This is a genomic window from Paraburkholderia sprentiae WSM5005 (assembly GCF_001865575.2).
GTDB lineage: Bacteria > Pseudomonadota > Gammaproteobacteria > Burkholderiales > Burkholderiaceae > Paraburkholderia > Paraburkholderia sprentiae.
On record NZ_CP017561.2, the window covers coordinates 2,751,788 to 2,778,507 of the forward strand.

Below are 26,720 nucleotides of genomic sequence, written 5' to 3' on the forward strand. Positions count from 1 at the left end.
GAGGCGTGCAGAAAATCAACCACGACGCACCTCGGTTGCGTGGTCATACGCTTCGATGAAAGCCAGCACGGCGGCGCGCTCGACTTTGCTCGCCTTCTGGAATTCCGATTGCGCACTGAACAGCTTGCGGCGCGCATCGTCCATCAAGCCTCGACGGCGCGATATTGATTGCGGCCCTGCCATCAAACAGTCTTCCCGATTCCCGATCGCGCGCAAGACATCGGCAGTCGCATCTCTCGTCAGAAACGCTCGAAGCCACACCCCGATCGCTCATCCAGGCTGGTAAGCACGCTCTCGCCACCCCACTCGCGACGGCGGAAAGTATCTCGCAACACAAAGCCCATAAACGATCAGCGCCGCGACGGTATAGGACACAAACCGCGCCGAAAAGAACAGCAAGACCACCACGACCGCGGCGAGAAGCATCTCGAGTCTCGGACCGAGCGCCGACAACTGTCCGCCGCGCGCTTCGAAAGCGGTGCCCAGCAAGATCAGCAACGGGATCGACGCGAGCACCATGTGGATCGGCTCGAGGATCGGATAAGCGACGAGCATCGTCATCGAAGCGAGCGCGTAGTCGACGCGGCTGTCCCGGTGGCGGCGGAACACCAGATACGCGGACAGCACGCACGCAGCCAACACCAACGCATGCGAAGCAACGGAGAGCAACGCACCGGACATCGGCATGCCGAGCGTCGCCGATAGCGTCTGCAACGCACCCCTCACGGCATTGTTCATCGGCGCGCCGCCACCGCTCATCGCCAGCGCCATGCCGTTCAGGCGCGGCATATCCGACACGAGGTAGTGCCACAAAACGTCGAAGCCGAGGCGCGCGCCGGTGATCAGCGTCAAGGCAATCGCGACCGCGCTCGCCATCACAAACGTCCGCCATTCGCGACGCAGCAACAGCAAGCCGGCGACGGCCACCGGCGTGAGCTTGATCGCGATCGCAAAGCCGAGAAAGAGCCCCGCGGTGTAGCCCTTGCCACGCTCGATCAACGCGAACGTCGCAATCAGCAGGAAGAACAGCAGTTCGTTAGATTGGCCGTCGTAGGTGTCTTCGACGAGCGGAAAGCTCAGCAGCGCGACCGCCACCAGCAGCAGATTGACGCTGCGCTCCGTGCCGCGGTAGGCCATCGTGACGAGGAGATACAAAGCCACCGCAAACAGCACGACCGATGCACTCACCCAGACGATTTTCGCAGCGAGCGGCGTCAGTAGCGCGAGCGGCGCAAACACCAGCGCAAACTGCGGCGGGTACGCGTAGAAGATGTCGTCTCCCGTCGAGCGCGCGCCAATGCTCTGCAAAAACCCGATGAGCGCGTCGTGGTCGTACAGGCGCGCCGGGTCTGGTAGCACAACGTTGAAGGCGTACAGGTAGAAATTGAAATCGCCGAAGGCGTCGGGCACGTTGCCACGAAACTTCGCGACGACGTGCATGATGCGCAGCACGAGGCAGGCTACCGCAATCAACAGCAGGAGCGCGGCGCCCGCGCCGAAGTTCGACCTGGCCCGTACGGCCCCTGCGTTGAACATGGTGTCTCTCCGCGGTACGTCAATGAACGTGGCGTTGCTGCGCCCTTGAGACCGCTCGCTAGCGCGGGGGCTTGGCAGCACGCCATGTCGCCGGTCGGGGGATGGCCGGCATTGCCAGCCATGCCGGCTTATGCCGGACGACTGGACAGAGGTTACCGATTCGCAAAAATCGATCTGTGCGTTCGCACACACCCGGCCGACCTATGTCGGGAACTTTGGGGCATGAGCGACGGACCGGCGGCCTGCAGCAGGCCGGTGGAGCCGAGAAAAGGGGCCCGTGCCGATCGCGCCGCCCAGCGCAATCCTGCAAAGCAGCAACAGGGTTTAGCACGATCCGGCCCGGCCAAGCCGGCGATGCGCGCCGCCCGCCTTCGTTCTGCGCCGCACTTAAGCGCGCGGATAGTGATTGTCACGGCGACGGCACCTGGGTATGTTGCCGAAGTCCACTTTTCGACCCGCGGAGCGTCAACATGTCGCCCAAACGTCTGCTTTGCGCCACCGTGTTGTGCCTCTGTTTCTCGGGCGTGAGTCCGTCCGCGCTCGCGCAGACGGCGCCCGCCGCCCAGCAACCGGCCGATGACGCCAGTTCGCAGCCAGGCGCCCAGCCGGTGCCGTCGCCCGCCGACGCTTCGCCCGGCAAGCCCGCTGCCGCCGCGCTCGGCGGCCCGGTGCGCAATATCGTGCTGGTGCATGGCGCGTTCCTCGACGGATCGAGCTGGAACGGCGTGGTCGCGAAGCTGCAGCAAAAGGGTTATCACGTGAGCTCGGTGCAGAACCCGCTGACGTCGCTCGCCGACGACGTCGCCGCGACCCGCCGCGTGCTCGACCGCGAGAACGGTCCGGTGCTGCTGGTCGGTCACTCGTGGGGCGGCGTGGTGATCACCGAGGTCGCCGCGAATGCGCCGAACGTCGCCGGTCTCGTGTATGTCGCCGCGCTCGCGCCGCAACTGCACGAATCGGCGATGGACGTGATGAAGGCCGGCGGGCCGATGCCGGCCGGTCAGAGCATCAGCAAGGACGCCAACGGCTTTTTGTGGGTCGACCGCGCGCGCTATCGCGCCGACCTCGCCGCCGACGTGCCCGAGACCGTCACGCGCGTGCTCGCGGCCGCACAGGTGCCGATCGCCGCGAACGCATTCGACGAACCGGTCGATCAGGTGGGCTGGAAAGATAAACCGTCGTGGTACGTGCTGACGACGAAAGACCGCGCGGTGTCGCCCGATCTGCAGAAAATGATCGCCGGGCGGATCGGCGCGAAGGTGGTGCCGATCGCGTCGAGCCATCTCGCGCCGGTGTCGCACGCCGGCGCGGTGGCGGAGGCGATCGATCACGCGGCGCGCGAGCTGAGCCGGCGGCAGCAGCCGTAAGCCGCCAGCGGCTCGATGCCCCGCGGCTCAACGCAGCATGAACGACATCGCCGACAGGCAGTTCAGCATCCGCACCGCATGCTCGGCCGACGCCGCGCTGAAGCGCAGCGTCACGCCATCGACGCGCGTGAGCGTCGGCCATTGGCAGAACAGATCGGCGAGTCCGCTCGTCTGCACGCGCAGTTCGCAGTCGACCGCTCGCGGCTCCACGCGCGTCGCGGCAGGCGCGCGGCCCGCTTCGACTTGCTGACGGACCACGTCGGACGCGGCGGCCCGCAGCACCTCGCGCACGCTCGCGGGCGACTGCGTGACGCCGCTGGCCTGGCCGGTTGCGACCTTCGTGACGACGAACCGCGCGTCCGGAAAACGCGGCGCGGTCTCCTCGGCGAACACGTCGTCACCCGATAACAGCACCACACGTGCGCCATATTCTTCGGCGAGCGCACCGTACAACCCTGCTTCGCCCAGCTCCACGCCATTGAATGCGACCCGCGCGAACGCGACGCTGTTGATCGTATGCGCGAGGACGCCGCGCGTTTGCGCCTTCGCGTGATAGCCGAGCATGAAGACGAGCGCCGCACCGTATTCGAGCCCGGCCATCATGCCGAGCGTGCGCGGCTTGCCGAGCACCACCTGCGCGCGCGGGTCGAGCAGGTCGGGCAGCAGGTTACGAAAGCCGCCGTGCGAATCGTTGACCCACACGTCGGTCGCACCGCCCGCGAACGCGCCTTCGATTGCGGCGTTGGCTTCGAGCGTCATCCAGCGTCGCGCGGCTTCGTATTCGCCATTGCCCGCGCGCGTCTGCTCGGCGTGGAAGACGCCGGCGACGCCTTCGATATCGGTGGAGATCAGGACTTTCATCGCGCAGCATGCCTCAGTAGCTGGGTAAGGTCCGGCACGCTGTCGCGCAGCGACAGCCGTCGATGTCCGTCGCGACCGGTGACGGACTCGGCGCTCCACAATGCATCGACGATCGCCTGTTCGATGCTGTCGGCGCAGGCGCGAAACAGCGGGTCCATACCGTGATCCGCGACCAGCGGCGGCAGCGCGACGAAGTCCGCGCCGTGCGGCACCGTGTAAGCGGTCGAAAACGCCAGCGCGATATCGCCGCTGCCGTGGCCGTACACGGAGCCGCTGCGCGCAAGACCGGCCGCCGCGCGCAACGACAGGCGTTTGAGCTGTCGCCCATCGAGCGGCGCATCGGTCGCGACGATCATGACGATCGAGCCTTGCTCGGGTTTGTCGGCGGTTGCATGTGCAGCAGCATTGGCAGCGGCATTGGCAAGCTCGGCCGCGGCCGCTCGTTCGGTCAGCATGCGGCCGAGCGGCGTGCCGTCGATCGTCAGCATCGGCAGGCGGCCGAAGTTCGCAAGCACGAGCGCGCCGACGGTATAGTCACGGCCCGCCGCACTCACCACACGCGACGCGGTGCCGATGCCGCCCTTCAGATCGAAGCACGACATGCCGCGCCCCGCACCGAGCGCGCCGCGCCCCACGTCCGCGCTCGCCGCATCGAATGCGTCGTCGAAATGCCGTTCGGCAACGGCAAGCGTCTGGATATCGTTCAGGTAACCGTCGTTGCATTCGAACACGAGCGGATTGACCGTCGACCATTCGCGGCCGATCCGTGGATTCGCGCGGATCGCCGCGCGAATCTGCGCCTGCGCGAGCACGCCGACGCCGAACGTGTTGGTCAGCGCGATCGGCGTCTCCAGCGTGCCGAGTTCGTCGAGTTGCACGAGCCCGATGCTCTTGCCGAAACCGTTGATCACCGACGCGGCGGCCGGCACCTTGTCGACGAACGGATCGCCGCGATGCGGCCGGATCACGGTCACGCCGGTTTGCAGCGCGCCTTCGGCAAGCGTGCAATGTCCGACGCTCACGCCGTCCACGTCGGCGATCGTGCCGCGCGGTCCTGCCGGCAACGTGCCAAGATGCGGCGCTCGCTCGGCCGAATGCTTGCCGATGCTCATGGCCGATCCAGCTTCGGATCGAGCGCGTCGCGCAAACCGTCGCCGAGCAGGTTGAACGCAAGCACGGTCAGGAAGATAGCGAGGCTCGGAAACAGCGCGATATGTGGCGCGGTCACCATGTCGGCGCGCGCTTCGTTGAGCATCGCGCCCCACTCGGGCGTCGGCGGCTGCGCGCCGAGGCCGAGGAACGACAGGCTCGCCGCCGTGATGATCGATGTGCCGATGCGCATCGTCAGATACACGATGACCGATGAAATCGTGCCCGGCAGAATGTGCCGCACGATGATCGTCCAGTCCGACGCGCCGATGCTGCGCGCCGCCTCGATATAGGTGAGCTGCTTGAGCATCAGCGTATTGCCGCGCACGAGCCGCGCGAACGCCGGAATGCTGAAGATGGCCACGGCGCAGATCACGTTGATCATGCCGTTGCCGAGAATCGCGACCACGCCGATCGCGAGCAGAATGCCCGGGAACGCGAACAGCACGTCGGCCACCCGCATCGTGATGCGATCCCACCAGCCCTCGTAGTAACCGGCAAGCAGCCCGAACAACGTGCCGATCAGCGCGCCGATCGCGACGGACAAAAAGCCCGCCTGCAGCGAAATCCGCGAACCGACGAGGATGCGGCTGAAAATATCGCGGCCCAAAGAATCGACACCGAACCAGTGCGCGGCCGACGGCCCCGCGTTCAGCGCGTCGTAGTCGAAGAAATTCTCGGGGTCGTACGGCACGATATGCGGCGCGATGATCGCGATCACGATCAGCAGCAGCACGAACACGCCGGCGGCCATCGCGACATGCTGCTTGCGGAACTTGCGCCAGAACTCGCTCCACGGCGTGCGGATCGCGCGTTCGGCGGCAGCGGGATTGGCCGCATTCGGCCCGGTGGCAGTGGTGCTCATGCGGGCCTCACTTGAAGCGGATGGTCGGGTTGATCACCGCGTACAGCACGTCGACGATCAGGTTGATGATGATGAATTCGAGCGAGAACAACAGCACCTCGGCCTGGATGATCGGATAGTCGCGCATCGACACGGCATCGACGAGCAACCGGCCCAGGCCCGGCCAGTTGAACACCACCTCGACGACGATCGAGCCGCCGAGCAGAAAGCCGAACTGCAGCCCCATCATCGTGACGACGGGAATCAGCGCGTTGCGCAGGCAGTGCTTCAGGATCACGAGCCGCTCGGGCACGCCCTTCGCACGCGCGGTGCGCACGAAGTCCTCATGCAGCACTTCGACGAACGACGCCCGCGTGAAGCGCGCCATCACCGCGGCGACCGCCGCACCGAGCGTCAGCGACGGCAGCACGTAGCTGCGCCACGAACCGTCGCCGACGATCGGCAGCCAGCCGAGCTGCACCGAGAAGATCTCCATCAGCAGCATGCCGAGCGCGAACGCCGGAAACGAAATGCCCGACACCGCGAGCGTCATGCCGAGCCGGTCCGGCCAGCGGTTACGCCACACCGCCGACGCGATGCCGATCGCCATGCCGATCACGACCGCCCACACCATGCTGGCGATCGTCAGCCACAGCGTCGGCATGAAGCGTTCCGCGATCTCCTGGCTCACGGGCCGCTTGCTGCGCGTGGACATGCCGAAGTCGCCATGCGCCATCCGCCAGAAGAAACGGACGAACTGCTGCGGCAGCGGCCGGTCGAGGCCGAGGTCGGAGCGCACGAGCGCGACAGTCGCCTCGTCCGCTTCGGGTCCGGCGGCGAGCCGCGCCGGATCGCCCGGCAATAGATGCACGAACAGAAACACCAGCACAGCGACGATGAACAGCGTCGGCAGCAGGCCTAGCAGACGTTTGACGAGGAAGTTCAGCATGAAACCAGTCCGGCAAATGAGCGGCAAATGAAGCGGGCAACGAGGCATCGGGTGCGGCGGCGGCACGCGCGGCGGCGCGAACCGCCCGCTGCGCATGCCGCCTCGTCAGCTCGTCACTTGATCGCGATCTCGTCGAAGTTGAACGAGCCGTCCGGCGCGACGTAAGCGCCCGACAGACGCTTGCTGCGCGCGTACACGACCTTCTCCTTGACGAGGAAGATCCACGGCGCGTCGGCCCAGACGCGCTTCTGCGCATCGGTGTAGAGCGCGGCCTTCTGGGTGCGGTCGGTGGTTTCGAGCGCCTGCTTCAGATCGTTGTCGACCGCGTCGCTCTTGTAGTACGCGGTGTTCATCATCTTCGGCGGGAACGAGTAGCCCGCCAGCAGCGGGCTGATCGCCCAGTCCGATTCACCGGTCGACGACGACCAGCCCGCGTAGTACATGCGCACCGGCGCGGTGGCCGGATCCTGCGCGCTTTCGACCTTGGCGACGCGCTGACCCGCTTCGAGCGCTTCGACGCTCGCCTTGATGCCGACCTGCGCGAGCTGCTGCTGCACGAACTGGATCACCTTCTGCGCGGTCGAGTAGTTATACGCGGACCACAGCGTGGTTTCGAAACCGTTCGGGTAGCCCGCTTCCTTCAGCAGTTCGCGCGCCTTCGCCGGATCGTACGGCCACGGTCCGAGCTTGACCGCGTAGTCGACGCCCTGCGGCACCACGCCGTCGGCCGGCGTCGCGTAACCGGCGAACGCGACCTTGGTCAGCGCTTCCTTGTTGACCGCATAGTTCAGCGCTTCACGCACCTTCGGGTTGTCGAACGGCTTCTGGTTCATGTTCATGCTGATGTAGCGCTGGATGATCGACGGCGCCGCGATCAGGTCGACCTTCGGGCTCGACTGCAGTTGCGCGGCCTGTTCGAACGGCACCTGGAACGCGAAGTCCGCTTCGCCGGTACGCATCAGCGCGGCGCGCGTGTTGTTGTCGACCACCGGCTTCCAGTCGATCGCATCGATCTTCGGGTAGCCCTTCTTCCAGTAGCCGGCGAACTTCTTCACGGTCAGGTCGCCGGCCGGGTCCCACTTCACCAGTTCGAACGGACCGGTGCCGACCGGATGAAAGGCAATGTCCTTGCCGTACTTTTTCAGTGCGTCCGGCGAGATCATCACCGCCGACGGATGCGCGAGCACGTTGATGAACGCCGAGAACGGCGTCTTCAGCGTGATGCGCACCGTGTACGGATCGACGACCTCGGTCTTCTCGATGCGGCTGAACATGTTGTAGCGCTTGAGCTTGTTGGCCGGGTCGGTCACACGGTCGAAGTTCGCCTTCACCGCGGCCGCGTTGAAGTCGGTGCCGTCCTGGAACTTCACGCCATGGCGCAGCTTGATCGTATAGACGCGCGCGTCGGGGCTCGCCTCGTAGCTGTCGGCGAGCACGTTGACGAGCTTCATGTCCTTGTCGAAGCCGAACAAGCCCTGGTAGAACGACTTCGCGACCGCCTGCGACAGCGTGTCGTTCGCGTCGTACGGATCGAGCGACGTAAAGGTCGACGCGACGGCCATCACGGCCGTGGTTTCAGCGTGCGCCAGATTGCCCGCGAGCATCGCGAACACCACCGCGCCGCCGCTGACGAGCGCACGCAAACGAAACGAAGAGGACGGGAACAGCAGGTTCATGAGATTGCTCCAGGCTGCGAGTTGAGGGTGTGACGAAGTCGTTATGGTGGGTGCTTCGTTCAATACACGCCGCCGACGCGATGCTGCGCGACGAAGTGATCCGGTCCCACCGCGACGAGCGGCGCGACGACCGGCTCGTCGTGCAGCGCGCGAATCGGGCTCGGAATATCGTCGGCGGCGAGCATGCGCTGCGCGTGACGTCGCGCGGGATCGGCCACCGGCACCGCGCTCATCAGCTTCTTCGTGTATGGATGCCGCGGCGCCTCGAACACCGCGCGGCGCGGTCCGATCTCGACGATCTGGCCGAGATACATCACCGCGACGCGATGGCACACGCGCTCGACGACCGCCATGTCGTGCGAAATGAACAGATACGCGACGCCGAGCTCGCGCTGCAGATCGAGCATCAGATTGACGATCTGCGCCTGCACGGAGACGTCGAGCGCGGACACCGATTCGTCGGCGATCACGACTTTGGGATTCAGCGCGAGCGCACGGGCGATCGCGATACGCTGACGCTGCCCGCCCGAAAACTCGTGCGGATAGCGGCGCGCGGCCTCGGCCGGCAAGCCGACTTTCTCGAGCAGCCACGCGACGCGCGCCTGCGCTTCTGCACCCTGCGCGACACCATGCACGAGCAGCGGCTCCATGATCGAGAAGCCGACCGTCAGGCGCGGATTCAACGACGCGAACGGGTCTTGGAAAATAAACTGGATATCGCGGCGCAGCGCCTGCAACGCGGGCCCGCTCAGCGAACTGATTTCCTTGCCGGCGAATTCGATCGAGCCGCTCTGACTGTCGACCAGCCGCAGCAACGAGCGGCCCGTGGTCGACTTGCCGCAGCCCGATTCACCGACCAGCGCGAGCGTCTCGCCGGGGCGCAGATCGAAGCTGACTTTCTCGACCGCGTGCACGCGGCCCGTCGTGCGGCCGAACAGGCCGCTGCGTACCGGAAAGCGCGTGACCAGATCGCGCACGCGCAGAATCGGCGGCATGTCGTCGCGCACGGCAGGCTGCGCCTGTTCGGCGACGGCCGCGGCGGGCTGCACCGCGGCATCGGCGCCGTTCGCGCCGGCCTGCTCGACGGCCACGATCGGAAAGCGCGCGGGCTGATCGGTGCCCTGCATCGAGCCGAGCCGCGGCACCGCCGCGAGCAGCGCCTTCGTGTACGGATGCGATGGCGCGGCGAACAGCGCGTCCGACGCGCCCTCCTCGACCTTGTCGCCGCGATACATGACGAGCACGCGGTCGGCCACTTCGGCGACCACGCCCATGTCGTGCGTGATGAAGATCACGCCCATGTTCATCTCGTCCTGCAGCCCACGGATCAATTGCAGGATCTGCGCCTGGATCGTCACGTCGAGCGCGGTGGTCGGCTCGTCGGCGATCAGCAGCGCGGGCTTGCACGACAACGCCATCGCGATCATCACGCGCTGGCGCATACCGCCCGACAGCTGATGCGGGAAACGCGCCGCCACGCGCTTCGCCTCGGGAATCCGAACCAGTGCGAGCAGACGCAAGGTTTCCGCACGCGCGGCCTCGCGGCTCTTGCCCTGGTGCAACGCGATCGCCTCGCTGATCTGATCGCCGACCGTGAAGACCGGATTGAGCGAGGTCATCGGCTCCTGGAAAATCATCGCGATGTCGGCGCCGCGAATCGTGCGCATCGTGCCGGACGACGCCTTCGCGAGATCGAGCACGCTGCCGTCGGGCCGCCGGAACGCGATGCTGCCGCCGGCAAGACGTCCGCCGCCATGCTCGATCAGGCGCATCAGCGCGAGCGACGTGACCGACTTGCCCGAGCCCGATTCGCCGACGATCGCGAGCGTCTCGCCGCGCTCGACCGTAAACGACAGATTGCGCACCGCGTTGAAGCTCGCGTCGCCGCGGCGGAACGCGACCGTCAGATCGTCGACCGCCAGCACGCGCTGCGGCGGCAGGGTTTCGATAAGTGGGCTGGCGGTGTGCGTGGAAGTCGGCACGGTGATTCCTTTGCTTTGCATTCGAACGCGGCTAACAGGGCTTCAGGGGCTTCACGCAATCTGGCGACGCGCGCGAGCGGCTAGCGATAGATCGCCGTCACGGGCGCTTCGCCCAACCGCGCGAAACCGCGGTACATGCCTTCGGTATTGAACGGCAGCGTGACGTTGCCGTGCCCGTCGACGGCGACGAGTCCGCCGCGTCCGTCGATCTTCGGCAGGCGGTTCATCACGACGTCGTGCGCGGCCTGTTCGAGCGAGACCTGGCGATACGCCATCTGCGCGGCGACGTCGTAGGCGGCGACCATGCGCATGAACATTTCGCCGGAGCCGGTCGTCGACACCGCGCAGGTCGCGTCGTCCGCGTAGCAGCCGGCGCCGATCAGCGGCGTATCGCCGACGCGGCCCACCTGCTTGTTGGTCACGCCGCCCGTCGAGGTCGCCGCGGCGAGATGCCCGTGGCGGTCGAGCGCGACCGCGCCGACGGTGCCGAACTTGCGGTTCGGATCGATCGGCTCGTGCGGCGTCGGCTCGGCGTTGCGCGAAGCCTCGCACGCGAGCGTCGCGGCGTCGTGGTCGAGCATCGGACGCTGCTGCTCGCGCGCGAGCTGCCATTGGCGACGGCGCGCGTCGGTATCGAAGTAGCTGTTATCGACGAGTTCGAGCCCCTGCGCCGCCGCGAATGCCTCCGCACCTTCGGCGGTGAACAGCACGTGGTCGCTGCGCTCGAGCACCCGGCGCGCGGCGAGAATCGGATTGCGCACGCGCTTCACGCAGCAGATCGCACCGGCATCGAGCGTGCGGCCGTCCATGATCGCCGCGTCGAGCTCATGCGTGCCGGCCGCCGTGTAGACCGCGCCGTGGCCCGCGTTGAAGAGCGCGCAGTCTTCGAGCAGGCGCACCGCCTCGCTGACCGCGTCGAGCGCGCTGCCGCCGTCGGCGAGCACGCGCTGGCCGGCGCTCAGCACCGCCTCGAGCGCCGCGTGATATTCGGCTTCGGCGCTGGCCGACATCGACGCGCGCAGGATCGTTCCTGCGCCGCCATGAATGGCAATGACTGCGTTGGGGTTCATCGTTTGGATCGTGGAGTGCGGTTGGTTCGGGGAGTGCGGACTGCCGTGACGGCTTGTGCTTCGGTATCGCTGGCTTTCATGCCTTTGACTTTGGCGTTGCCGGCCTTCGCGCCGTCGCCGTGTTCGAGCTTGGCAGGCTTCGCTCGCGCAGCTTTGCTCGAAGCGCGCGAAGACGCCTGCGCGGCGCCGGCCGCGCCGGACTGCGGATCGAACAGCCACGGCAGCACGAACTCGCTGACCTCGGCGGCCGCCTTGACCGAGCGTTGCGCGCGATAGGCCACCGCGTCGCACAACGCCTCGATGACCGCGAGCACCGCGGAATCGGCATTCGACGCAAGACGCCGGTCGGTGCGCACATACAGCGCGAGATCCGCGCACTGCACGAGCGGCGAGCGTGGACCGTCGGTGAGCGCCAGCACGCGCGCGCCGCGTTCCGAGGCGCGACGCGCCAGCTCGATCGTGTCCTCGACATAGCGCGGAAACGCAATGCCGATCACGAGATCGCCCGGGCCCGAGCTCACGAGATGCCGCGCCGCGTGCGACGGCCCGCCGATCAGCGCGAGCGAATGCACGTTGTCGTGATACGGCAGCAGCCCGTGCTCCATCAGGCTCGCCAGAAACGCGCTGGCACCGAAGCCGATCACGAACACGCGGCGCGCGGCGATGATCGCCTCGACGGCGGCGTCGGCGCTAGCGCGATCGATCGACGTCCGCGTCGCGTGCAGATTGTCGGCGGCCTGCTGGAGCGACGCGTCGATCAGATCGTCACCGGCCGCAAGCGTTTCCTGCGCGCTGCGCAGCCGCTCGACCGGCGCGAGCGTCGCCTCGAAGCCACGCACGAGCGCCTCGCGAAACTGCGGATAACCGTCGAAGCCGAGCGCGCGCGCAAAGCGATTCGCGCTCGCGACCGACGCGCCGACCACGCTCGCGAGTTCGTCGATACGCATCGTCGCCGCGCGGAACAGATGGGCCAGCACGTACTCGCCCATGCGCTGGTGGATCGGCGTGAGCGTCGGCATCGCGGCGGTGATGCGCGCGGCAATGGCCTGCTCGGCGGGGTTCGGTACAGCGGACGGATGATGGATCATGCGAACGGACAGGCGCGGTTGTTTTATGCGAATTCGATGAAATTATATTTACATAAAACACGCGCCGAAAAAAATTCATTTTCATGATTCGAGGGTTTTCACCGACCACGGCCCTGCCGACAACGGGTTGAACATCCTCGCAATGCCGCGCCTCGATGAAAATGCATTTTCACCGGGACGATTGGCGGCTTCACCACGCGCCGCGCTCAGCACGCCGCCGCGCTCTGCTCGGGAATGCCCACGAGCCGCGCCGCCGGCGACATCACGATAATCAGCGCCTGCACGACAAACGCGAATGCCGCCGCGACCAGACACACGTCGATGCTCCAGCGTGCGCTGAGCGCGGCGCCGAGCAGCGCGCCCACCGGCCGCGCGCCGTAGGTGGCGGTGCTGATCAGCGCGGACACGCGGCCGATCATCCGTTGCGGCGTGATCGCCTGGCGCAGCGTGGTCGAGCCGACGACCCACAGGATCGGTCCCGCGCCGAGCAGGAAGAAGCTCGCGAGCGCGAGCCAGAACGATGGGACGACGAGCGTCGCGACCATCACGAGCGATGCCAGCAGGCCGCACGACGGTCCGACGATCAGCAGACGGCCGAACGCGAGACGCCGCGCGACCGTTGGCGCGGCGAGCGCGCCGCAGACCATGCCGACGCCGTACGCGCCGAGCGTCACGCCGACCGCCGATGCATCGAGCCCCAGTCGATGCACCGCATACGGCACATAGACCGCCTGCAGGATGAAAAAGCCAAGATTGAAGAACACGGCGGTGAGCAGCATCGGTAGCAACAGCGGATCGCGCAACACGAAGCGCGTGCCGTCGCGCAACTCCAACATGAAATGCCGCCGCGGCGTGGCCGCGCGCGGCGGCTCGCGCAATCCCGCGAGCAACGCGACCGCGCACGCCGACAACACCGCCGCGCCGCCATACGCCCAGCCCGCGCCGATCCAGCCGACCAGCACGCCGCCCAGCGCCGGCCCGGCCGAATACGCGACGCTGCGCGCGAGTTCGAGCCGGCCGTTCGCGTTCGCATAGGCTTCGCGCGGCACCAGCGACGGCACCAGCGATGGCGCCGCGACGTTGTAGGCGACCGTGCCCGTCGCGGCGACAAGGCCGAGCACCGCGAGCAGCGGCAGATTCAGCGCATGCGTGAGCACCAGCAGCAGCACGCACAGCATCGCGCAGACGCGCACGCTTTCGGCCAGCGTCATCAGCATGCGGCGCGAGCGGCGGTCCGCCCATACGCCGAGCGGCATCGACAGCAACAGGAATGGCAGCGTCTGCGCGGCTTGCAGCAGACCGGTGTCGCGCGCGTTGGCAGCGAGCGCGAACACGGCGACGAGCGGCGCGGCGGCGAGGCTGATCTGCTCGGCCGACTGTGCGCACAGGTTCGACCAGGCGAGACGCTGGAACGCGCGGGGCAGACTTTGCGTGTTGGAAGATGAAGACGGCGAAGAGGAAGACGTGGCGGACATCGATGCGCTCCGGAGATGTGACGTGAGGCATTCATCGTCGGCGCTCGGGGCGTGCGGGTCGCTCCGCTTCTTGCGGTGTTATTCTTCGCTCGCCATGAATCTCGAAAGCATTCTCTTTACTCAAGGTTTCGGTTCGCGTCGCCAATGCCGCGCGTTGATCGGCGACGGCCGCGTCAGCATCGACGGCGCTATCCGCACCGATGCCGACGCCGATTTCGCCATTGCGAGCGGTGGGTTGCGCTTTAGCGTCGACGGCGTCGAATGGCCGTATCGCGAGCACGCGTATCTGCTGCTGAACAAGCCTGCCGGTTACGAATGTTCGCGCGATCCGCAGCATCATCCGAGCGTGTTCGGCCTGCTGCCGCCGCAATTCGCCGAGCGCGGCGTGCAGTGCGTCGGCCGCCTCGATCAGGACACCACGGGTCTCTTGCTGCTCTCCGACGACGGCAAGTTCGTGCATCAGTTCACGTCGCCGAAACGCAAGGTGCCGAAGCGCTACGTCGCGACCACGCGCCACCCGCTCGACGACGCGCAGCTCGCGGCGCTGCGCGACGGCGTGCTGCTGCACGGCGAGACCACGCCGAGCGCCGCGCTCGACGCCGAGGCGCGCGACACTCACACGCTCGCGCTCACCGTGCTCGAAGGCAAATACCACCAGGTCAAGCGGATGATCGCGGCCTCGGGCAACCGCTGCGAGGCGCTGCATCGCGAGCGGGTCGGCGGGCTCGTACTGCCCGCGACACTCGCGCCCGGCGCTTGGCAATGGCTCGACGAAACGGACCTCGCCGCACTGCGGGCCGGGTAAACGACTACCGCGCAGCGAACGCTGTCTAAGCCCTTGATGCACCGGAGAAAGCCCGCACGCATTGCGGTGCATCGCACATACGCCGTTGCGTTGCAGCATGCCGTGGCTTTTATGTCGCCCTATACTCGTTTAAACAAACGACTACAAAGTTTCAAGGAGGGGCGCCATGCATATCGACGGCACGGTGGCGGTTTCGCACGCGATGATTGCGTTTTTCTGTCTTGCTCTGCTGCTGGTCGGCGGATCGCTCGCGATCATGCGGCTGCGGCACAGGTACCATCCGAATCTGATCGGCGCGCTGCTCGGCGCCATGCTGTGCTTTCTGTTGCTGGAAGTACTACCGTCGCTGACCTGATGCGGCGTGGACGGTGCGGCCTAGCCGCTCCTGCTCACCGTTTCGCGCAAAAAGTCGTCGACGCTCGGATAGCGCAGACGCATCCGCAACTCTTCCTTCAGACGCCGGTTCACGAGCCGGCGCGACTCGCGCATGAACGACAGCAGCATCGGATCGATCTGCTGCTCCGCCTGCGCGCGCGTGATGCGCGGCGCACGCGCGAGCCCGAACGCGTCGGCGACCGCGTCGAAATACTGCCCCATCTTCAGCGACGAATCGTCGGACGCGTGCACTGCGCGCCCGGGCCGCCCATGCGTGGCGAGACGCACGAGGATCGCGGCGAGGTCGTCGGCGTGGATGTGATTCGTGTAGACGTCGTCGGCATCGACGAGCGCCGGTGTGCCTTTTTCGAGCCGCGCGAGCGGCAGCCGGTTGCGCGCATAGATGCCCGGAATCCGCGCGATGCGCGCGGTGACGCTGCCGCGCGCGGTCGCGCGTCGTAACTGCCGCTCGGCCGACAGCCGACGTTTGGCGCGCGCATTCGCGGGACGGGTCGCGCGCGTTTCGTCGATCCACGCGCCGCCGCAATCGCCATAGACGCCCGTCGTGCTTGCGTAAACGATGCGCACCGGTGCGCGCGAAGCGCCGGTCCGGCGCACCCCGTCGGGTACAATATTGGGCGTTTCAGCGTCCAGACCTGAAGCGCGCGCGCGGCGCAACCGCGCGATGGGCGCGACGGGCGACCTTGCCGCGCGGCCGCCGATACGGCCAGCGGCTGCTAGCGTCGCCAGCAGCGCGCGGGTGCGTCGATCGTCGTCACCGGACTTCTGTGGCGGCGCGAGATGCAGCACCGTCGGCGCGAGGCGCGCGAGCCGTTCGAGGCTGCGGCGCGCGTCGAGATCGCCGATGACCGGCGTCACACCCGCGGCGCGCAACTCGTCGCAGCGCTCGGCATGGCTCGTCAACGCGAAGACGTGCGCGCGCGGCCGCAACAGAGGCACGCAGCGCATGCCGACGTCGCCGCATCCTACGATCAGCACGCGCGGCCGGCGGAAGTTTCGTGTCGCTTTCATGGTGGACGCATTGTAGCGGTCACACGCAACAGGTACCGCGCGGTTGATCCGGCGGGTCCGATTTCGATTCCGACTTTTCGATTCCGAACACTTTATGGCATTTAACGTCACGCTCCGGCTAAGCGGCCGGCAGTTTCAGGTAGAACAGGACGAACCGGTGCTCTCCGCAGCCCTGCGGCAAGGCATCGGCTTGCCGTACGGCTGCAAGAACGGCGCGTGCGGTTCGTGCAAGGGCACGGTCGTGAGCGGCGAGGTCGAGCAGCGCGCGCACTCGTCGTCGGCGCTGTCGAACGACGAAAAGACACGTGGCATGGCGCTGCTGTGCTGCGCGACCGCGTGCTCCGATCTCGAAGTCGACGTCCGCGAAGTCGCCGGCGTCGGCGACGTGCAGGTCAAGAAGCTGCCGTGCCGTGTGAACGCGATCGAGCGCAAGGCCGACGACGTGATCGTCGTGAAGCTGCAACTGCCGGCCAACGAACGTCTGCAATATCTGGCCGGCCAGTACCTGGAGTTCATCCTGAAGGACGGCAAGCGCCGCAGCTATTCGATGGCGAACGCGCCGCACGTCGAAGGCCCGATCGAGTTGCACATTCGCCACATGCCTGGCGGCGCCTTCACCGATCACGTGTTCAACACGATGAAGGAGCGCGACATCCTCCGCTTCGAAGCGCCGCTCGGCACGTTTTTCCTGCGCGAAGACGCCGACAAGCCGATCGTGCTGCTCGCGTCGGGCACCGGCTTCGCGCCGCTGAAGGCGATCGTCGAGCATGCGGTGTTCAAGAACATCACGCGGCCCATGACGCTCTACTGGGGCGCGCGCCGCAAGAAAGACCTGTATCTGCTCGAACTCGCCGAACAATGGGCGCGCGAGATTCCGAACTTCAAGTTCGTGCCGGTGCTCTCCGAGCCCGATGCGAGCGACGCGTGGACCGGTCGCACGGGCTTCGTGCATCGCGCGGTGATCGAAGATCTGCCCGATCTGTCAGCCTACCAGGTGTATGCGTGCGGCGCGCCGGTGATGGTCGAATCGGCGCTGCGCGACTTCACGCAGCATCACCAGCTGCCGGAAGACGAGTTCTATGCGGACTCGTTCACGAGCGCGGCCGATCTCGCGAACGCGGTCTGATCGCACGGCGGCAAATGGCCGGCCCGCGCGCTTGACCGAGCGCTCGCGCGGGCCGTTTGCGCGGGCCGTTCGCGCCGAACATGTCAGCTTCCCGGCATGCCGGCAAAAATCGCCTCGATGCGGCGCCAGTGCAAATTCATGGTTTACACCAGCGCTTTTCTTATCGTATTCTTTCGCGCATGAACCGCATCCAGTCCGAACTCCGACGTCGCCGCTCGCCGCTCCCCTAGGGACGCCGCTGGCTTCGTCACGGACTCGCGCCACACCAAAATCTGGGCGCAAACTGTTCGAATCATGAAAGCCACGGCATGCCGTGGCTTTTCTGTTTTCCGGCCGCCGTTTTATTGGCTAAACCGTCACCGTTTCTTTACCCTGCTCTCATCCTTTTGCCTTGGAGCCCGCCGTCATGAATTTCAATGAGTATCCAATCGATTCGCTGATGTACATCACGAACCGGCCCGAAATCGTTTTCACGCATGGCAAAGGCTCGTGGATCTACGACAGCAACGGCAAGCGCTACCTGGATTTCATTCAGGGCTGGGCGGTCAACAGCCTCGGCCACTGCAACGACGGCATGATTGAAGCGCTGAACCAGCAGGCCGGGCTGCTGATCAACCCGTCGCCGGCGTTCTATAACGAGCCGATGGCGAAGCTCGCGGGTCTGCTCACGCGACACAGCTGCTTCGACAAGGTGTTCTTCGCGAACAGCGGCGCCGAGGCGAACGAAGGCGCGATCAAGCTCGCGCGCAAATGGGGCAGGAAGTTCAAGGACGGCGCGTTCGAGATCATCACGTTCGACCACAGCTTCCACGGCCGCACGCTCGCGACGATGTCGGCCAGCGGCAAGCCGGGCTGGGACACGATCTACGCGCCGCAAGTGCCGGGCTTCCCGAAGGCGGACCTGAACGACATCGCGTCGGTGGAAAGGCTGATCAACGCGAAGACCGTCGCGGTGATGCTCGAGCCGATCCAGGGCGAAGGCGGCGTGATCCCCGCGACCCGCGAGTTCATGCAGCAACTGCGCGAGCTGACGAAAAAACACAACATTCTGCTGATCGTCGATGAAGTGCAAAGCGGCTGCGGGCGCGCCGGCACGCTGTTCGCGTATCAGCTGTCGGGCATCGAGCCGGACATCATGACCCTCGGCAAGGGCATTGGCGGCGGCGTGCCGCTCGCGGCGCTGCTGTCGAAAGCCGAAATCGCGGTGTTCGAAGCGGGCGACCAGGGCGGCACCTACAACGGCAATCCGCTGATGACCGCGGTCGGCTATTCGGTGATCTCGCAGCTGACGGCACCAGGCTTTCTCGAAGGTGTGCGCTCGCGCGGCGACTATCTGCGCACGAAGCTGCTCGAGCTGTCCGAGGAACGCGGCTTCAAGGGCGAGCGCGGCGAGGGTCTGCTGCGCGCACTGCTGCTCGGCAAGGACATCGGCAACCAGATCGTCGAGAAGGCGCGCGACATGCAACCCGACGGCGTGCTGTTGAACGCCGCGCGTCCGAATCTGCTGCGCTTCATGCCGGCGCTCAACGTGACGACCGCGGAGATCGACCAGATGCTGGCGATGCTGCGCTCGGTTCTCGACTCGCTGTAATCGACCACGGAGCACACCGATGACGACGAACACGACGCTGTCGATCCGCCGCTTCGACGCGAGCGATACCGACGCGGTGATCGCTCTATGGCAGGCGGTGTTTCCCGAGTATCACGACGTGACGAGACCGCAGCGCAATCCGCGTCTGTCGATCGCGAACAAGCTCGCGACGCAACCGGAGCTGTTCTTCCTCGCGCTGCTCGATGGGCGAATCGTCGGCACCGTGATGGGCGGCTATGACGGACACCGCGGCTGGCTGTATTCGCTCGCGGTCGATGCATCGCTGCGACGTCATGGCATCGGCACGCGACTCGTCGCGCACGTCGAGAGCGAGTTGACCCGGCGTGGTTGTCCGAAGCTGAATCTGCAGGTGCTATCGTCAGCGACGCCTGAAGTGCGCGCGTTCTACGATGCGCTCGGCTATCGCGCCGATGCGGTGATCAGCCTCGGCAAGCGGCTCGGCGAATACGCGGACGCGGCCCCGGCGGGTTGATTCGCGTCGCACACCTGATCAAACAAGGCCGCATGCGCTGATTGGCGTATGCGGCCTTTTCAATGGTTCCCCAGCGAGCGGCGCATATATCGGCGGATTCGGACAAACAGCGGGTGGCGGGCAGACGGATTGCCTAAAATCGTTTACGCACGAGACGACGCCGGTGCTGCAAAGACAGGTTTGCGGCGATTCGCGACCCTTCCCCGGGGGCGGCTCATGCGTCTGAGTCCCAACGCGTTGGAATCCTAAGGGGAATCTTCATGGCGACTTATGTGGTGCTCCTGCAATTTACGGATCAGGGTATCCGCACGATCAAGAACAGTGCAGAGCGAGCCGGGCAGGCGGCGGAAATGGCGAAATCTTTTGGCTGCGAAATGAAGCAGATCTACTGGACGTTAGGGGCATACGACGTTGTCTCGGTCGTCGAGGCGGCAGACGAGCAGAGCTTCCTCGCCTTCGGCTTCGCACTCGGCTCGGCCGGCAATATCCGCTCGCAAACGCTGCGTGCGTTCACAAAAGACGAAATCACTTCGGTTATCGGGCGACTCCCTTAATTCACGTCCCAACCAGAAAAACAAAACGCGCCCCGCGACGTTGCATCGCGGGGCGCGTTGCGAGCCGGACGTGTGCGCCACCGGCGCACGTCCAACTCGTCACCTGCTTAGTGATCCACTCGTTCGCCCACTTATTCACCCAAATACGCGGCTCGAACCTTCGGATCGTCGAGCATCTGCTTCGCGTCGCCCGACATCGTGATCAGACCGGAGTCCATCACGTAGCCGCGATTCGCCGCCTGCAGCGCGAGCCGTGCGTTCTGCTCGACGAGCAGCACGGTCATGCCTTCGGAGGAAATCAGGCGCACCACTTCGAAGATCTTCTCGACCATGATGGGCGACAGACCCATCGACGGTTCGTCGAGCAGCAACAGCTTCGGACGGGAGATGATCGCGCGCGCCATCGCGAGCATCTGCTGCTCGCCGCCCGACAGCGTGCCCGCGTATTGCGATGCGCGCTCCTTCAGACGCGGGAAGAACCCGAACATGCGCTCGACGTCCGCCTTGATGCCATCGTCGTCGTTGCGCAGATACGCGCCCATCTGCATGTTCTCGACGATCGACATGCGCGCGAAAATGCCGCGCCCTTCCGGCACCATGGCGAGACCGCGCTTGAGCAGCTCGTGCGCCGGCAGTCCCTTGATCGACTGACCCATGTACTCGATGTCGCCGGCCGCATACGCCTTCAGGCCCGTGATCGCCTTCATCGTCGTGGTCTTGCCCGCACCGTTCGCGCCGATCAGCGTGACGAGTTCGCCTTGGCCAACCTCGAGGTCAACACCCTTGACCGCCTGGATGCCGCCGTAGTTGACCTGCAGGCCCTTGATTTTCAACATTGCTTGTGTCGTGGACATCAGTGGACCCCCGCACCCAGATAAGCTTCGATCACCTTCGCATCCTTCTGCACGTCCTGCGGCAGACCCTGCGCAATCACCTTGCCGTAGTCGAGCACCGTCATCTGGTTGCACAGGCCCATCACGAGCTTCACGTCGTGTTCGATCAGCAGAATCGTCTTGCCGTCCGCGCGGATCTTGTCGAGCAGCTTGGTCAGCTCGACCTTCTCGGTGGCGTTCATGCCGGCCGCGGGTTCGTCGAGCGCGAGCAGCTTCGGATCCGTCGCCAGCGCACGCGCGATTTCCAGACGGCGCTGGTGGCCATACGACAGGTTGCGCGACGTATAGTCCGCGTACTGCGTGATGCCGACGTAGTCGAGCAGTTCGAGCGCGCGTTCCTTGATCTCGCGCTCCTCCTGACGCTCGGCCGGGGTCTGGAACACCGCACCGAGCAGACCGTGTTTGGTGCGGACGTGACGGCCGACCATCACGTTTTCGAGCGCGGTCATGCCGCCGAACAGACGGATGTTCTGGAACGTGCGCGCAATGCCCGCCTTCGCGACCTGATAGACCGCGGTCGGCGTGTAGTTTTCGCCATCGAGCTTGAACTCGCCCGAATCAGGCGTGTACAGACCCGTGATCACGTTGAAGAAGGTTGTCTTGCCGGCACCGTTGGGGCCGATCAGACCGTAGATCTCGCCCGCGCGGATCTGCAGTCCGACCTCGGAAAGCGCTTGCAGGCCGCCGAAGCGCTTGTTGACGCCCTTCACCGACAGACGGATCGCCGCGTTGTTGCTTACGTTATCGCTCATGTCTTTTTCTCCACCGGACCTTATGCGCGCACCGGCTTCTTGCCGCCGCGCTTCGCCAGCTTCGCGATCTTGTCTTCGTGCTTCGGCGCGGGCCACAGGCCTTCCGAGCGATACAGCATGATCACGACCATCGCGAGACCGTACAGCAACTGACGGATCACTTCCGTATCGACGATTTCATGGCCGAAGATCATGTCTTGCAGCGGACCCATCGTGGAGCGCAGGAACTCGGGGAACACCGCGAGCAGCACTGCGCCGAGGATCACGCCCGGAATGTGGCCCATGCCGCCCAGCACCACGCAGGCGAGCACCACGACCGACTCCCAGAACGTGAACGATTCCGGCGAGACGAAGCCTTGGAACGAGCCGAACATCGCGCCCGAGAGGCCGCCGAACGACGCGCCCATCGCGAACGCGAGCAGCTTGACGTTACGGGTATTGATGCCCATCGCCTTGGCGGCGATTTCGTCTTCGCGGATCGCGGCCCACGCACGGCCGATACGCGAATGCTGCAAACGCGTACACGTCCAGATCACGAACAGCGCGCACAGCACGAACAGGTAGTAGTACAGGTACACCGACGGGAACTGCATGCCGAACAGGGTGTGCGTCTGCGCGAGGCTGAAGCCGCCGACATGCACCGGGTCGATACCCGTGATCCCCTTCGGACCATTGGTGATGTTCACCGGACGGTCGAGATTGTTCATGAAGATCCGCACGATTTCCCCGAAGCCGAGGGTCACGATCGCGAGGTAGTCGCCACGCAGACGCAGCGTCGGCGCACCGAGCAGAATCCCGAACGTTGCGGCGAGCGCCATCGCGACCGGCACGATGATCCAGATCGGCATGTGCAGGCCGTTGGGCGCGAGATGCGCGATCCACTCGAACTGCGTGCTCAGGTGCGGCGAGCTCAGCAACGCGGCCGTGTAGGCGCCGATCGCGTAGAACGCGATGTAGCCCAAGTCCAGCAGGCCGGCAAAGCCCACCACCACGTTCAGGCCCAGCGCGAGCATCACGTACAGCATCGCGAAGTCGAGCACGCGGACCCAATAGTTGCCGCCTGCCGCACCGATCACCATCGGCGCGGCGATCACGAAGATCGCCGTGAGGATGCCGATGGTCAGCGTCTTCGTGAGGTTCTTTTCGGGGATGAGCGTCGTGGACGGCTCGATCGGTTGAATTGAGGTCATGATTGTTGACTCCTTGTGGCCCGGGATCAGGCGCGATCCGCGACACGTTCGCCGAGCAGACCCGACGGACGGAACACGAGCACGACGATCAGCACGATGAACGCGAACACGTCCTGGTAGTTACTACCGAACACGCCGCCCGTGAGGTTGCCGATATAGCCGGCGCCCAACTGCTCGATCAGGCCGAGGAGCACACCGCCGACCATCGCGCCGCCGAGATTGCCGATACCGCCCAGCACCGCCGCGGTAAAGGCCTTCAGGCCAGGGATGAAGCCCATGTAGAAGTGCGCGTTGCCGTATTCGGACGCGATCATCACGCCGGCGAGCGCAGCCAGCGCCGAGCCGATCATGAAGGTCGCCGAAATCACGAAGTTCGGGCTCACACCCATCAGGCTCGCGACGTTCGGGTTTTCGGCGATCGCGCGCATGGCCCGGCCGAGCCTGGTCTTGTGCACGAGCAGGAGCAGGCCGCCCATCACGAGGAACGCCACCACGATGATCACGATTTCGGTCATCGAGATCACGGCGCCGGGCGTCGTGTCGGTGGCCTTGATCACGTTGATCGGGTCGGTGGGCAGCAACTGCGGAAACGGCAGCGGATTGCGCGACCAGATCATCATCGCGAGCGTCTGCAGCAGAATCGACACACCGATCGCGGTGATCAACGGCGCGAGACGCGGTGCGCGCCGCAACGGCCGGTAGGCGACCCGCTCGATCGTGTAGCCGACCACCGCGCAGACCGCCGCTGCGATGATCAACGCGATCACGAGCGTCAGTACATTGCCGAGGCCGGGGAAGTGGTTCTGCAGCACACCTATGGCGGAGAGCGCAACCATCGCGCCCACCATCAACACGTCGCCGTGAGCGAAGTTGATGATGCCCAGAATGCCGTAAACCATCGTATAGCCCAGTGCGATGATGGCGTAGACACTGCCAAGCACCAGTCCATTGAGGACCTGCTGGATGAAGATATCCATTTAATGCTCCTTAGCCCGTGCGACTGGATTCGCGTTTTTCATCTGCCGGTGGGCGGTGATGCGCTACGAATCTCATCGGCACTGCGGGTACTGATGTAAAAGACCGGTAAGGGTTATCCGCTGCCGGCTTGCCTTGGCGACCGTGATGCGGTCACGAGCTCGCCTTGGGCGGATGCAAAAACGGCACCGTTGGATGGTGTCGGTGCCGTCAGGCCGAACTTCCCGTCATCACATCTTTACGACGTCGAGCACTGCTTTCTTGCCGTCCTTGAAGTCGTAAAGCGTAATGGCGCCCTCTTTCAAATCACCCTTGTCGTCGAACGCGATGTGGCCGATTACCCCGTTGTAATCGGTCGAAGGCATCGCAGCCAGCACCTTGGGCGCCTCGATAGAATTAGCGCGCTTCATTGCATCGACGATCACGTACACAGCGTCATACGTGAACGGCGCGTAAATCTGCACCGGCGTGTGGAAGCGGTCCTCGTACTTCTTTTCGAAGTCCGCTCCCTTGTCCATTTTCGAAAGCGCGAGTCCTGCTTCCGAACAGACCAGGTTTTGCACGGCGGTACCCGCCAGCTCACCTACCTTGTCGGTACACACACCGTCGCCGCCAAGGATTTTTGCCCTGATACCGAGCGCGGCCGCCTGCTTCGTAAACGGCCCGCCCGTCGCATCCATGCCGCCGAACATGATGGCGTCCGGCTGAACACTCTTTATCTTGGTGAGAATGGCCCGGAAATCCGTGGCCTTGTCGTTCGTCGCCTCGCGCGCGACGATCTTCGCGCCGCTCGCCTCGGCCGTCTTCGCGAACTCGTCCGCGAGACCCTTGCCGTAGGCGGTCGCATCGTCCACAACCGCGATGCGTTTGGCGCGCAGCGCCTTCGTCGCGTAGTTGGCGAGCGCCGGACCCTGCTGCGCGTCGGTCGCGACCACGCGATAGGTCGTCTTGAGCCCCTGCTGCGTGTAGGCCGGATTCGTCGACGACGGCGAGATCTCGACGATGCTCGCGTCGCTATAGATCTTCGACGCCGGAATCGAGACGCCGGAGTTCAGGTGCCCGATTACCGCGACTACATGATCGTCGACCAGCTTCTGTGCGACGGCGGTGCCGGTTTTCGGGTCCGCCGCATCGTCCTGCGCGTCGAGCTGCAGCTGGATCTTGCGACCGTCGATCGTCAGACCCTGTGCATTGATTTCCTCGACCGCGAGGCGTGCCCCATTTTCGTTGTCCTTGCCCAGGTGCGCGATGCCGCCCGTCAACGGAGCGGCGTGACCGATCTTCACGATGGTCGCTTCGCTCGCTGCGGCGACCGCCGCGGCCGAAGCCGCCGATGCGCCGGTTGCCGCTTCGCCATCCTGTTTCTTGCCGCACGCGGTCAGCATCGCAACCGCGGCCGCGATGGACACGGCGTAAGCAAATTTGACTCGCATCAAGTAAGGTCTCCCGCGCCTTGCAAAATCCACTGTTCAGGACCTTAAGGCCTTGAGAACGCGCGCATTGTAACTCCAATTATGCGGGTGGCAATATTGTTGAACCGGTGGGGTTTTCCTGCATTGCAACCTTACCCGGAGAGCAAAACACGCTAAAAAGCGCAACCGGGTTGCGACCCGTTTTCGTGCATCAGTTGCACCGTCGTCAAGCCCGGTGGCATCATGTGTTGCGGCCGATTCGCGTGAACCGCGGATAGGCCGGGCTTTGCGTCGGGCGAAGCCCTGTTATCGCGCGGCGGCTCATTTGCACTAGTCTAGTGCATGCTCTATTCGTCCTCAGCCCTGGGTTCGCTTAAAACGGGGATGCATCACTCAAAATCAATAAAAGACGCGATCACAGTGCGAAGTAATTTGTGCGCGAGACGACTGAAACGAGGTGAATCCGTTCGATCCGGCACCTTATTTATCCAGAGGATCATCAGCTCGCGCGCAAAAAAACGCGCCCTCGGGCGCGCTTTCCTTTCAGCGATGCTAACGAAGTGTCAGGCCGGCAGACCGAGCCCGCGTGGCAGCGGGAAGGCGATGTTTTCCTCGATGCCCTCGAGCGCGCGCACGTTGCGTACGCCCAGTTCGCGCAGACGCGCGATCACCGCCTGCGCCAGCACCTCCGGCGCCGATGCGCCAGCCGTCACGCCGATTCGGCGCTTGCCCTCGACCCAGACCGGATCGATCTGATCGGGCGAATCGACCATATAGGCCGGCACGCCGAGCTTCTCGGCGAGTTCGCGCAAGCGGTTCGAATTCGAACTATTTGGACTGCCGACGACGATCACGACGTCGCACTGCGGCGCCATGAACTTCACGGCATCCTGGCGATTCTGCGTGGCGTAGCAGATGTCCTGCTTCTTCGGCTCGCGGATAGAGGGGTACTTGGCCTTCAGCGCGCCGATGATTTCAGCCGCGTCGTCGACCGACAGCGTGGTTTGTGTGACGAACGCGATCCGCTCGGGATCGGCGAGCTGCAATGCCTGCACGTCCTCGATGTCTTCGACCAGATGCATGCCCTCGGCCGCCTGGCCCATCGTGCCTTCGACTTCCGGGTGGCCCTTGTGGCCGATCATCACGATGTCGAAACCGTCCTGGCGCATCTTCGCGACTTCGATATGCACCTTGGTCACGAGCGGACAGGTGGCGTCGTACACCCGGAGCCCGCGCGACTCGGCCTCCAGGCGCACGGCCTTCGACACGCCGTGCGCGCTGAAGATCACTGTGTTGCCCGCCGGCACTTCGTCGAGGTTCTCGATGAAGATCGCTCCCTTCTTGCGCAGATCTTCGACCACATAGGCGTTATGGACGATTTCGTGACGCACGTAGATCGGCGAGCCGTACAGCTTGATGGCCCGCTCGACGATCTCGATCGCCCGGTCGACGCCGGCGCAGAATCCACGTGGCTGGGCCAGCAGGATCTCCGCTTCGGCAAGAGTCGTATCCGTGATGCTCATGT

The 26,720-nt window shown here is 65.1% G+C and carries 25 protein-coding genes; 7 read left to right on the forward strand and 18 right to left on the reverse strand.

Going from position 1 to position 26,720, the window contains the following annotated elements:
• Positions 1–15: 15 nt before the first annotated feature.
• Together BJG93_RS36060 and BJG93_RS12535 are read right to left on the reverse strand one after the other, a co-directional pair.
• A complete protein-coding gene (locus BJG93_RS36060) occupies positions 16–144 on the reverse strand; it encodes a hypothetical protein (protein ID WP_269217453.1) in 129 nt (42 codons plus the stop codon).
• Positions 145–270: 126 nt separating this feature from the next.
• A complete protein-coding gene (locus BJG93_RS12535; protein ID WP_027198590.1) occupies positions 271–1,536 on the reverse strand; it encodes a glycosyltransferase family 87 protein in 1,266 nt (421 codons plus the stop codon).
• Between the two features lie 470 nt (positions 1,537–2,006).
• On the opposite strand from BJG93_RS12535, the gene BJG93_RS12540 reads away from it, so the two are divergent.
• Positions 2,007–2,903: an alpha/beta fold hydrolase gene (locus BJG93_RS12540; RefSeq protein WP_027198591.1), complete on the forward strand. Its 897-nt coding sequence runs from the start codon at positions 2,007–2,009 to the stop codon at positions 2,901–2,903.
• Positions 2,904–2,930: 27 nt separating this feature from the next.
• On the opposite strand, the gene BJG93_RS12545 is transcribed toward BJG93_RS12540, so the two are convergent.
• From BJG93_RS12545 to BJG93_RS12585, 9 genes are all read right to left on the reverse strand, one after another.
• Positions 2,931–3,764: a M55 family metallopeptidase gene (locus tag BJG93_RS12545; protein ID WP_027198592.1), complete on the reverse strand. Its 834-nt coding sequence runs from the start codon at positions 3,762–3,764 to the stop codon at positions 2,931–2,933.
• Positions 3,761–4,876 (reverse strand): DmpA family aminopeptidase, encoded by a 1,116-nt coding sequence (locus BJG93_RS12550; protein ID WP_027198593.1) that lies wholly within the window; start codon positions 4,874–4,876, stop codon positions 3,761–3,763. Before BJG93_RS12550 ends, BJG93_RS12545 begins: the two co-directional genes overlap by 4 nt.
• On the reverse strand, positions 4,873–5,778 hold the full coding sequence (gsiD, locus tag BJG93_RS12555) for a glutathione ABC transporter permease GsiD (RefSeq protein ID WP_027198594.1): 906 nt from the start codon (positions 5,776–5,778) through the stop codon (positions 4,873–4,875). Before gsiD ends, BJG93_RS12550 begins: the two co-directional genes overlap by 4 nt.
• Before the next feature lie 7 nt (positions 5,779–5,785).
• The gene (gene gsiC / locus BJG93_RS12560; RefSeq protein ID WP_027198595.1) at positions 5,786–6,706 is read right to left on the reverse strand and encodes a glutathione ABC transporter permease GsiC; all 921 of its coding nucleotides are present in this window, start codon (positions 6,704–6,706) and stop codon (positions 5,786–5,788) included.
• A gap of 113 nt (positions 6,707–6,819) precedes the next feature.
• Entirely contained in the window at positions 6,820–8,382 is a 1,563-nt protein-coding gene (gsiB, locus tag BJG93_RS12565) for a glutathione ABC transporter substrate-binding protein GsiB (RefSeq protein WP_034479645.1), read from the reverse strand.
• Positions 8,383–8,441: 59 nt separating this feature from the next.
• Positions 8,442–10,385 carry a dipeptide ABC transporter ATP-binding protein gene (locus BJG93_RS12570; protein ID WP_174566098.1) on the reverse strand — a complete coding sequence of 648 codons (1,944 nt, stop codon included), beginning with the start codon at positions 10,383–10,385 and terminating at the stop codon, positions 8,442–8,444.
• 59 nt (positions 10,386–10,444) lie between these two features.
• Complete coding sequence (locus tag BJG93_RS12575) at positions 10,445–11,434, reverse strand: isoaspartyl peptidase/L-asparaginase family protein (protein WP_027198598.1); 990 nt, start codon at positions 11,432–11,434, stop codon at positions 10,445–10,447.
• The gene (locus tag BJG93_RS12580; protein ID WP_027198599.1) at positions 11,431–12,522 is read right to left on the reverse strand and encodes a MurR/RpiR family transcriptional regulator; all 1,092 of its coding nucleotides are present in this window, start codon (positions 12,520–12,522) and stop codon (positions 11,431–11,433) included. Before BJG93_RS12580 ends, BJG93_RS12575 begins: the two co-directional genes overlap by 4 nt.
• A gap of 206 nt (positions 12,523–12,728) precedes the next feature.
• A complete protein-coding gene (locus BJG93_RS12585; protein ID WP_027198600.1) occupies positions 12,729–13,997 on the reverse strand; it encodes an MFS transporter in 1,269 nt (422 codons plus the stop codon).
• Positions 13,998–14,091: 94 nt separating this feature from the next.
• Here BJG93_RS12585 and BJG93_RS12590 point away from each other — a divergent pair, with 94 nt between their 5' ends.
• Entirely contained in the window at positions 14,092–14,802 is a 711-nt protein-coding gene (locus tag BJG93_RS12590) for a pseudouridine synthase (protein WP_027198601.1), read from the forward strand.
• A gap of 166 nt (positions 14,803–14,968) precedes the next feature.
• Positions 14,969–15,157 (forward strand): hypothetical protein, encoded by a 189-nt coding sequence (locus BJG93_RS12595; RefSeq protein WP_027198602.1) that lies wholly within the window; start codon positions 14,969–14,971, stop codon positions 15,155–15,157.
• A gap of 20 nt (positions 15,158–15,177) precedes the next feature.
• On the opposite strand, the gene BJG93_RS12600 is transcribed toward BJG93_RS12595, so the two are convergent.
• Positions 15,178–16,209, reverse strand: coding sequence for an NAD-dependent epimerase/dehydratase family protein (locus BJG93_RS12600; protein ID WP_071336501.1), 1,032 nt, complete (start codon positions 16,207–16,209; stop codon positions 15,178–15,180).
• A 94-nt stretch (positions 16,210–16,303) separates the two neighbouring features.
• On the opposite strand from BJG93_RS12600, the gene BJG93_RS12605 reads away from it, so the two are divergent.
• The 4 genes from BJG93_RS12605 (at position 16,304) to BJG93_RS12620 (ending at position 19,973) form a co-directional block, all read left to right on the forward strand.
• Positions 16,304–17,335, forward strand: coding sequence for a CDP-6-deoxy-delta-3,4-glucoseen reductase (locus BJG93_RS12605; RefSeq protein ID WP_027198604.1), 1,032 nt, complete (start codon positions 16,304–16,306; stop codon positions 17,333–17,335).
• 406 nt (positions 17,336–17,741) lie between these two features.
• Positions 17,742–18,926: an acetylornithine transaminase gene (locus BJG93_RS12610; protein ID WP_027198605.1), complete on the forward strand. Its 1,185-nt coding sequence runs from the start codon at positions 17,742–17,744 to the stop codon at positions 18,924–18,926.
• Positions 18,927–18,945: 19 nt separating this feature from the next.
• The gene (locus BJG93_RS12615; RefSeq protein WP_027198606.1) at positions 18,946–19,419 is read left to right on the forward strand and encodes a GNAT family acetyltransferase; all 474 of its coding nucleotides are present in this window, start codon (positions 18,946–18,948) and stop codon (positions 19,417–19,419) included.
• Between the two features lie 260 nt (positions 19,420–19,679).
• Positions 19,680–19,973: a GYD domain-containing protein gene (locus BJG93_RS12620; protein WP_027198607.1), complete on the forward strand. Its 294-nt coding sequence runs from the start codon at positions 19,680–19,682 to the stop codon at positions 19,971–19,973.
• Between the two features lie 131 nt (positions 19,974–20,104).
• On the opposite strand, the gene BJG93_RS12625 is transcribed toward BJG93_RS12620, so the two are convergent.
• From BJG93_RS12625 to ispH, 6 genes are all read right to left on the reverse strand, one after another.
• Positions 20,105–20,809 carry an ABC transporter ATP-binding protein gene (locus tag BJG93_RS12625; protein WP_027198608.1) on the reverse strand — a complete coding sequence of 235 codons (705 nt, stop codon included), beginning with the start codon at positions 20,807–20,809 and terminating at the stop codon, positions 20,105–20,107.
• Between the two features lie 17 nt (positions 20,810–20,826).
• Positions 20,827–21,618, reverse strand: coding sequence for an ABC transporter ATP-binding protein (locus BJG93_RS12630; protein ID WP_027198609.1), 792 nt, complete (start codon positions 21,616–21,618; stop codon positions 20,827–20,829).
• A gap of 20 nt (positions 21,619–21,638) precedes the next feature.
• Positions 21,639–22,808, reverse strand: coding sequence for an ABC transporter permease subunit (locus tag BJG93_RS12635; protein WP_027198610.1), 1,170 nt, complete (start codon positions 22,806–22,808; stop codon positions 21,639–21,641).
• Between the two features lie 26 nt (positions 22,809–22,834).
• Positions 22,835–23,785 (reverse strand): branched-chain amino acid ABC transporter permease, encoded by a 951-nt coding sequence (locus BJG93_RS12640; protein ID WP_027198611.1) that lies wholly within the window; start codon positions 23,783–23,785, stop codon positions 22,835–22,837.
• 228 nt (positions 23,786–24,013) lie between these two features.
• Positions 24,014–25,216 carry a branched-chain amino acid ABC transporter substrate-binding protein gene (locus BJG93_RS12645; RefSeq protein WP_027198612.1) on the reverse strand — a complete coding sequence of 401 codons (1,203 nt, stop codon included), beginning with the start codon at positions 25,214–25,216 and terminating at the stop codon, positions 24,014–24,016.
• Between the two features lie 542 nt (positions 25,217–25,758).
• Complete coding sequence (ispH, locus tag BJG93_RS12650) at positions 25,759–26,718, reverse strand: 4-hydroxy-3-methylbut-2-enyl diphosphate reductase (RefSeq protein WP_027198613.1); 960 nt, start codon at positions 26,716–26,718, stop codon at positions 25,759–25,761.
• Positions 26,719–26,720 lie beyond the last annotated feature (2 nt).

Excerpts from the sequence above, each read along its gene's own strand:
- BJG93_RS12625 (WP_027198608.1), bottom strand. The coding sequence starts at position 20,809 with ATGTTGAAAATCAAGGGCCTGCAGGTCAACTACGGCGGCATCCAGGCG.
- BJG93_RS12630 (WP_027198609.1), bottom strand. The coding sequence starts at position 21,618 with ATGAGCGATAACGTAAGCAACAACGCGGCGATCCGTCTGTCGGTGAAG.
- gsiD (WP_027198594.1), bottom strand. The coding sequence starts at position 5,778 with ATGAGCACCACTGCCACCGGGCCGAATGCGGCCAATCCCGCTGCCGCC.
- BJG93_RS12640 (WP_027198611.1), bottom strand. The coding sequence starts at position 23,785 with ATGGATATCTTCATCCAGCAGGTCCTCAATGGACTGGTGCTTGGCAGT.
- BJG93_RS12595 (WP_027198602.1), top strand. The coding sequence starts at position 14,969 with ATGCATATCGACGGCACGGTGGCGGTTTCGCACGCGATGATTGCGTTT.
- BJG93_RS12550 (WP_027198593.1), bottom strand. The coding sequence starts at position 4,876 with ATGAGCATCGGCAAGCATTCGGCCGAGCGAGCGCCGCATCTTGGCACG.
- BJG93_RS12580 (WP_027198599.1), bottom strand. The coding sequence starts at position 12,522 with ATGATCCATCATCCGTCCGCTGTACCGAACCCCGCCGAGCAGGCCATT.
- gsiC (WP_027198595.1), bottom strand. The coding sequence starts at position 6,706 with ATGCTGAACTTCCTCGTCAAACGTCTGCTAGGCCTGCTGCCGACGCTG.
- BJG93_RS12645 (WP_027198612.1), bottom strand. The coding sequence starts at position 25,216 with ATGCGAGTCAAATTTGCTTACGCCGTGTCCATCGCGGCCGCGGTTGCG.
- BJG93_RS12585 (WP_027198600.1), bottom strand. The coding sequence starts at position 13,997 with ATGTCCGCCACGTCTTCCTCTTCGCCGTCTTCATCTTCCAACACGCAA.
- BJG93_RS12590 (WP_027198601.1), top strand. The coding sequence starts at position 14,092 with ATGAATCTCGAAAGCATTCTCTTTACTCAAGGTTTCGGTTCGCGTCGC.
- BJG93_RS12635 (WP_027198610.1), bottom strand. The coding sequence starts at position 22,808 with ATGACCTCAATTCAACCGATCGAGCCGTCCACGACGCTCATCCCCGAA.
- BJG93_RS12615 (WP_027198606.1), top strand. The coding sequence starts at position 18,946 with ATGACGACGAACACGACGCTGTCGATCCGCCGCTTCGACGCGAGCGAT.
- BJG93_RS12545 (WP_027198592.1), bottom strand. The coding sequence starts at position 3,764 with ATGAAAGTCCTGATCTCCACCGATATCGAAGGCGTCGCCGGCGTCTTC.
- BJG93_RS12570 (WP_174566098.1), bottom strand. The coding sequence starts at position 10,385 with ATGCAAAGCAAAGGAATCACCGTGCCGACTTCCACGCACACCGCCAGC.
- BJG93_RS12575 (WP_027198598.1), bottom strand. The coding sequence starts at position 11,434 with ATGAACCCCAACGCAGTCATTGCCATTCATGGCGGCGCAGGAACGATC.
- BJG93_RS12620 (WP_027198607.1), top strand. The coding sequence starts at position 19,680 with ATGGCGACTTATGTGGTGCTCCTGCAATTTACGGATCAGGGTATCCGC.
- BJG93_RS12540 (WP_027198591.1), top strand. The coding sequence starts at position 2,007 with ATGTCGCCCAAACGTCTGCTTTGCGCCACCGTGTTGTGCCTCTGTTTC.
- BJG93_RS12605 (WP_027198604.1), top strand. The coding sequence starts at position 16,304 with ATGGCATTTAACGTCACGCTCCGGCTAAGCGGCCGGCAGTTTCAGGTA.
- BJG93_RS12610 (WP_027198605.1), top strand. The coding sequence starts at position 17,742 with ATGAATTTCAATGAGTATCCAATCGATTCGCTGATGTACATCACGAAC.
- BJG93_RS12535 (WP_027198590.1), bottom strand. The coding sequence starts at position 1,536 with ATGTTCAACGCAGGGGCCGTACGGGCCAGGTCGAACTTCGGCGCGGGC.
- ispH (WP_027198613.1), bottom strand. The coding sequence starts at position 26,718 with ATGAGCATCACGGATACGACTCTTGCCGAAGCGGAGATCCTGCTGGCC.
- BJG93_RS12600 (WP_071336501.1), bottom strand. The coding sequence starts at position 16,209 with ATGAAAGCGACACGAAACTTCCGCCGGCCGCGCGTGCTGATCGTAGGA.
- BJG93_RS36060 (WP_269217453.1), bottom strand. The coding sequence starts at position 144 with ATGGACGATGCGCGCCGCAAGCTGTTCAGTGCGCAATCGGAATTCCAG.
- gsiB (WP_034479645.1), bottom strand. The coding sequence starts at position 8,382 with ATGAACCTGCTGTTCCCGTCCTCTTCGTTTCGTTTGCGTGCGCTCGTC.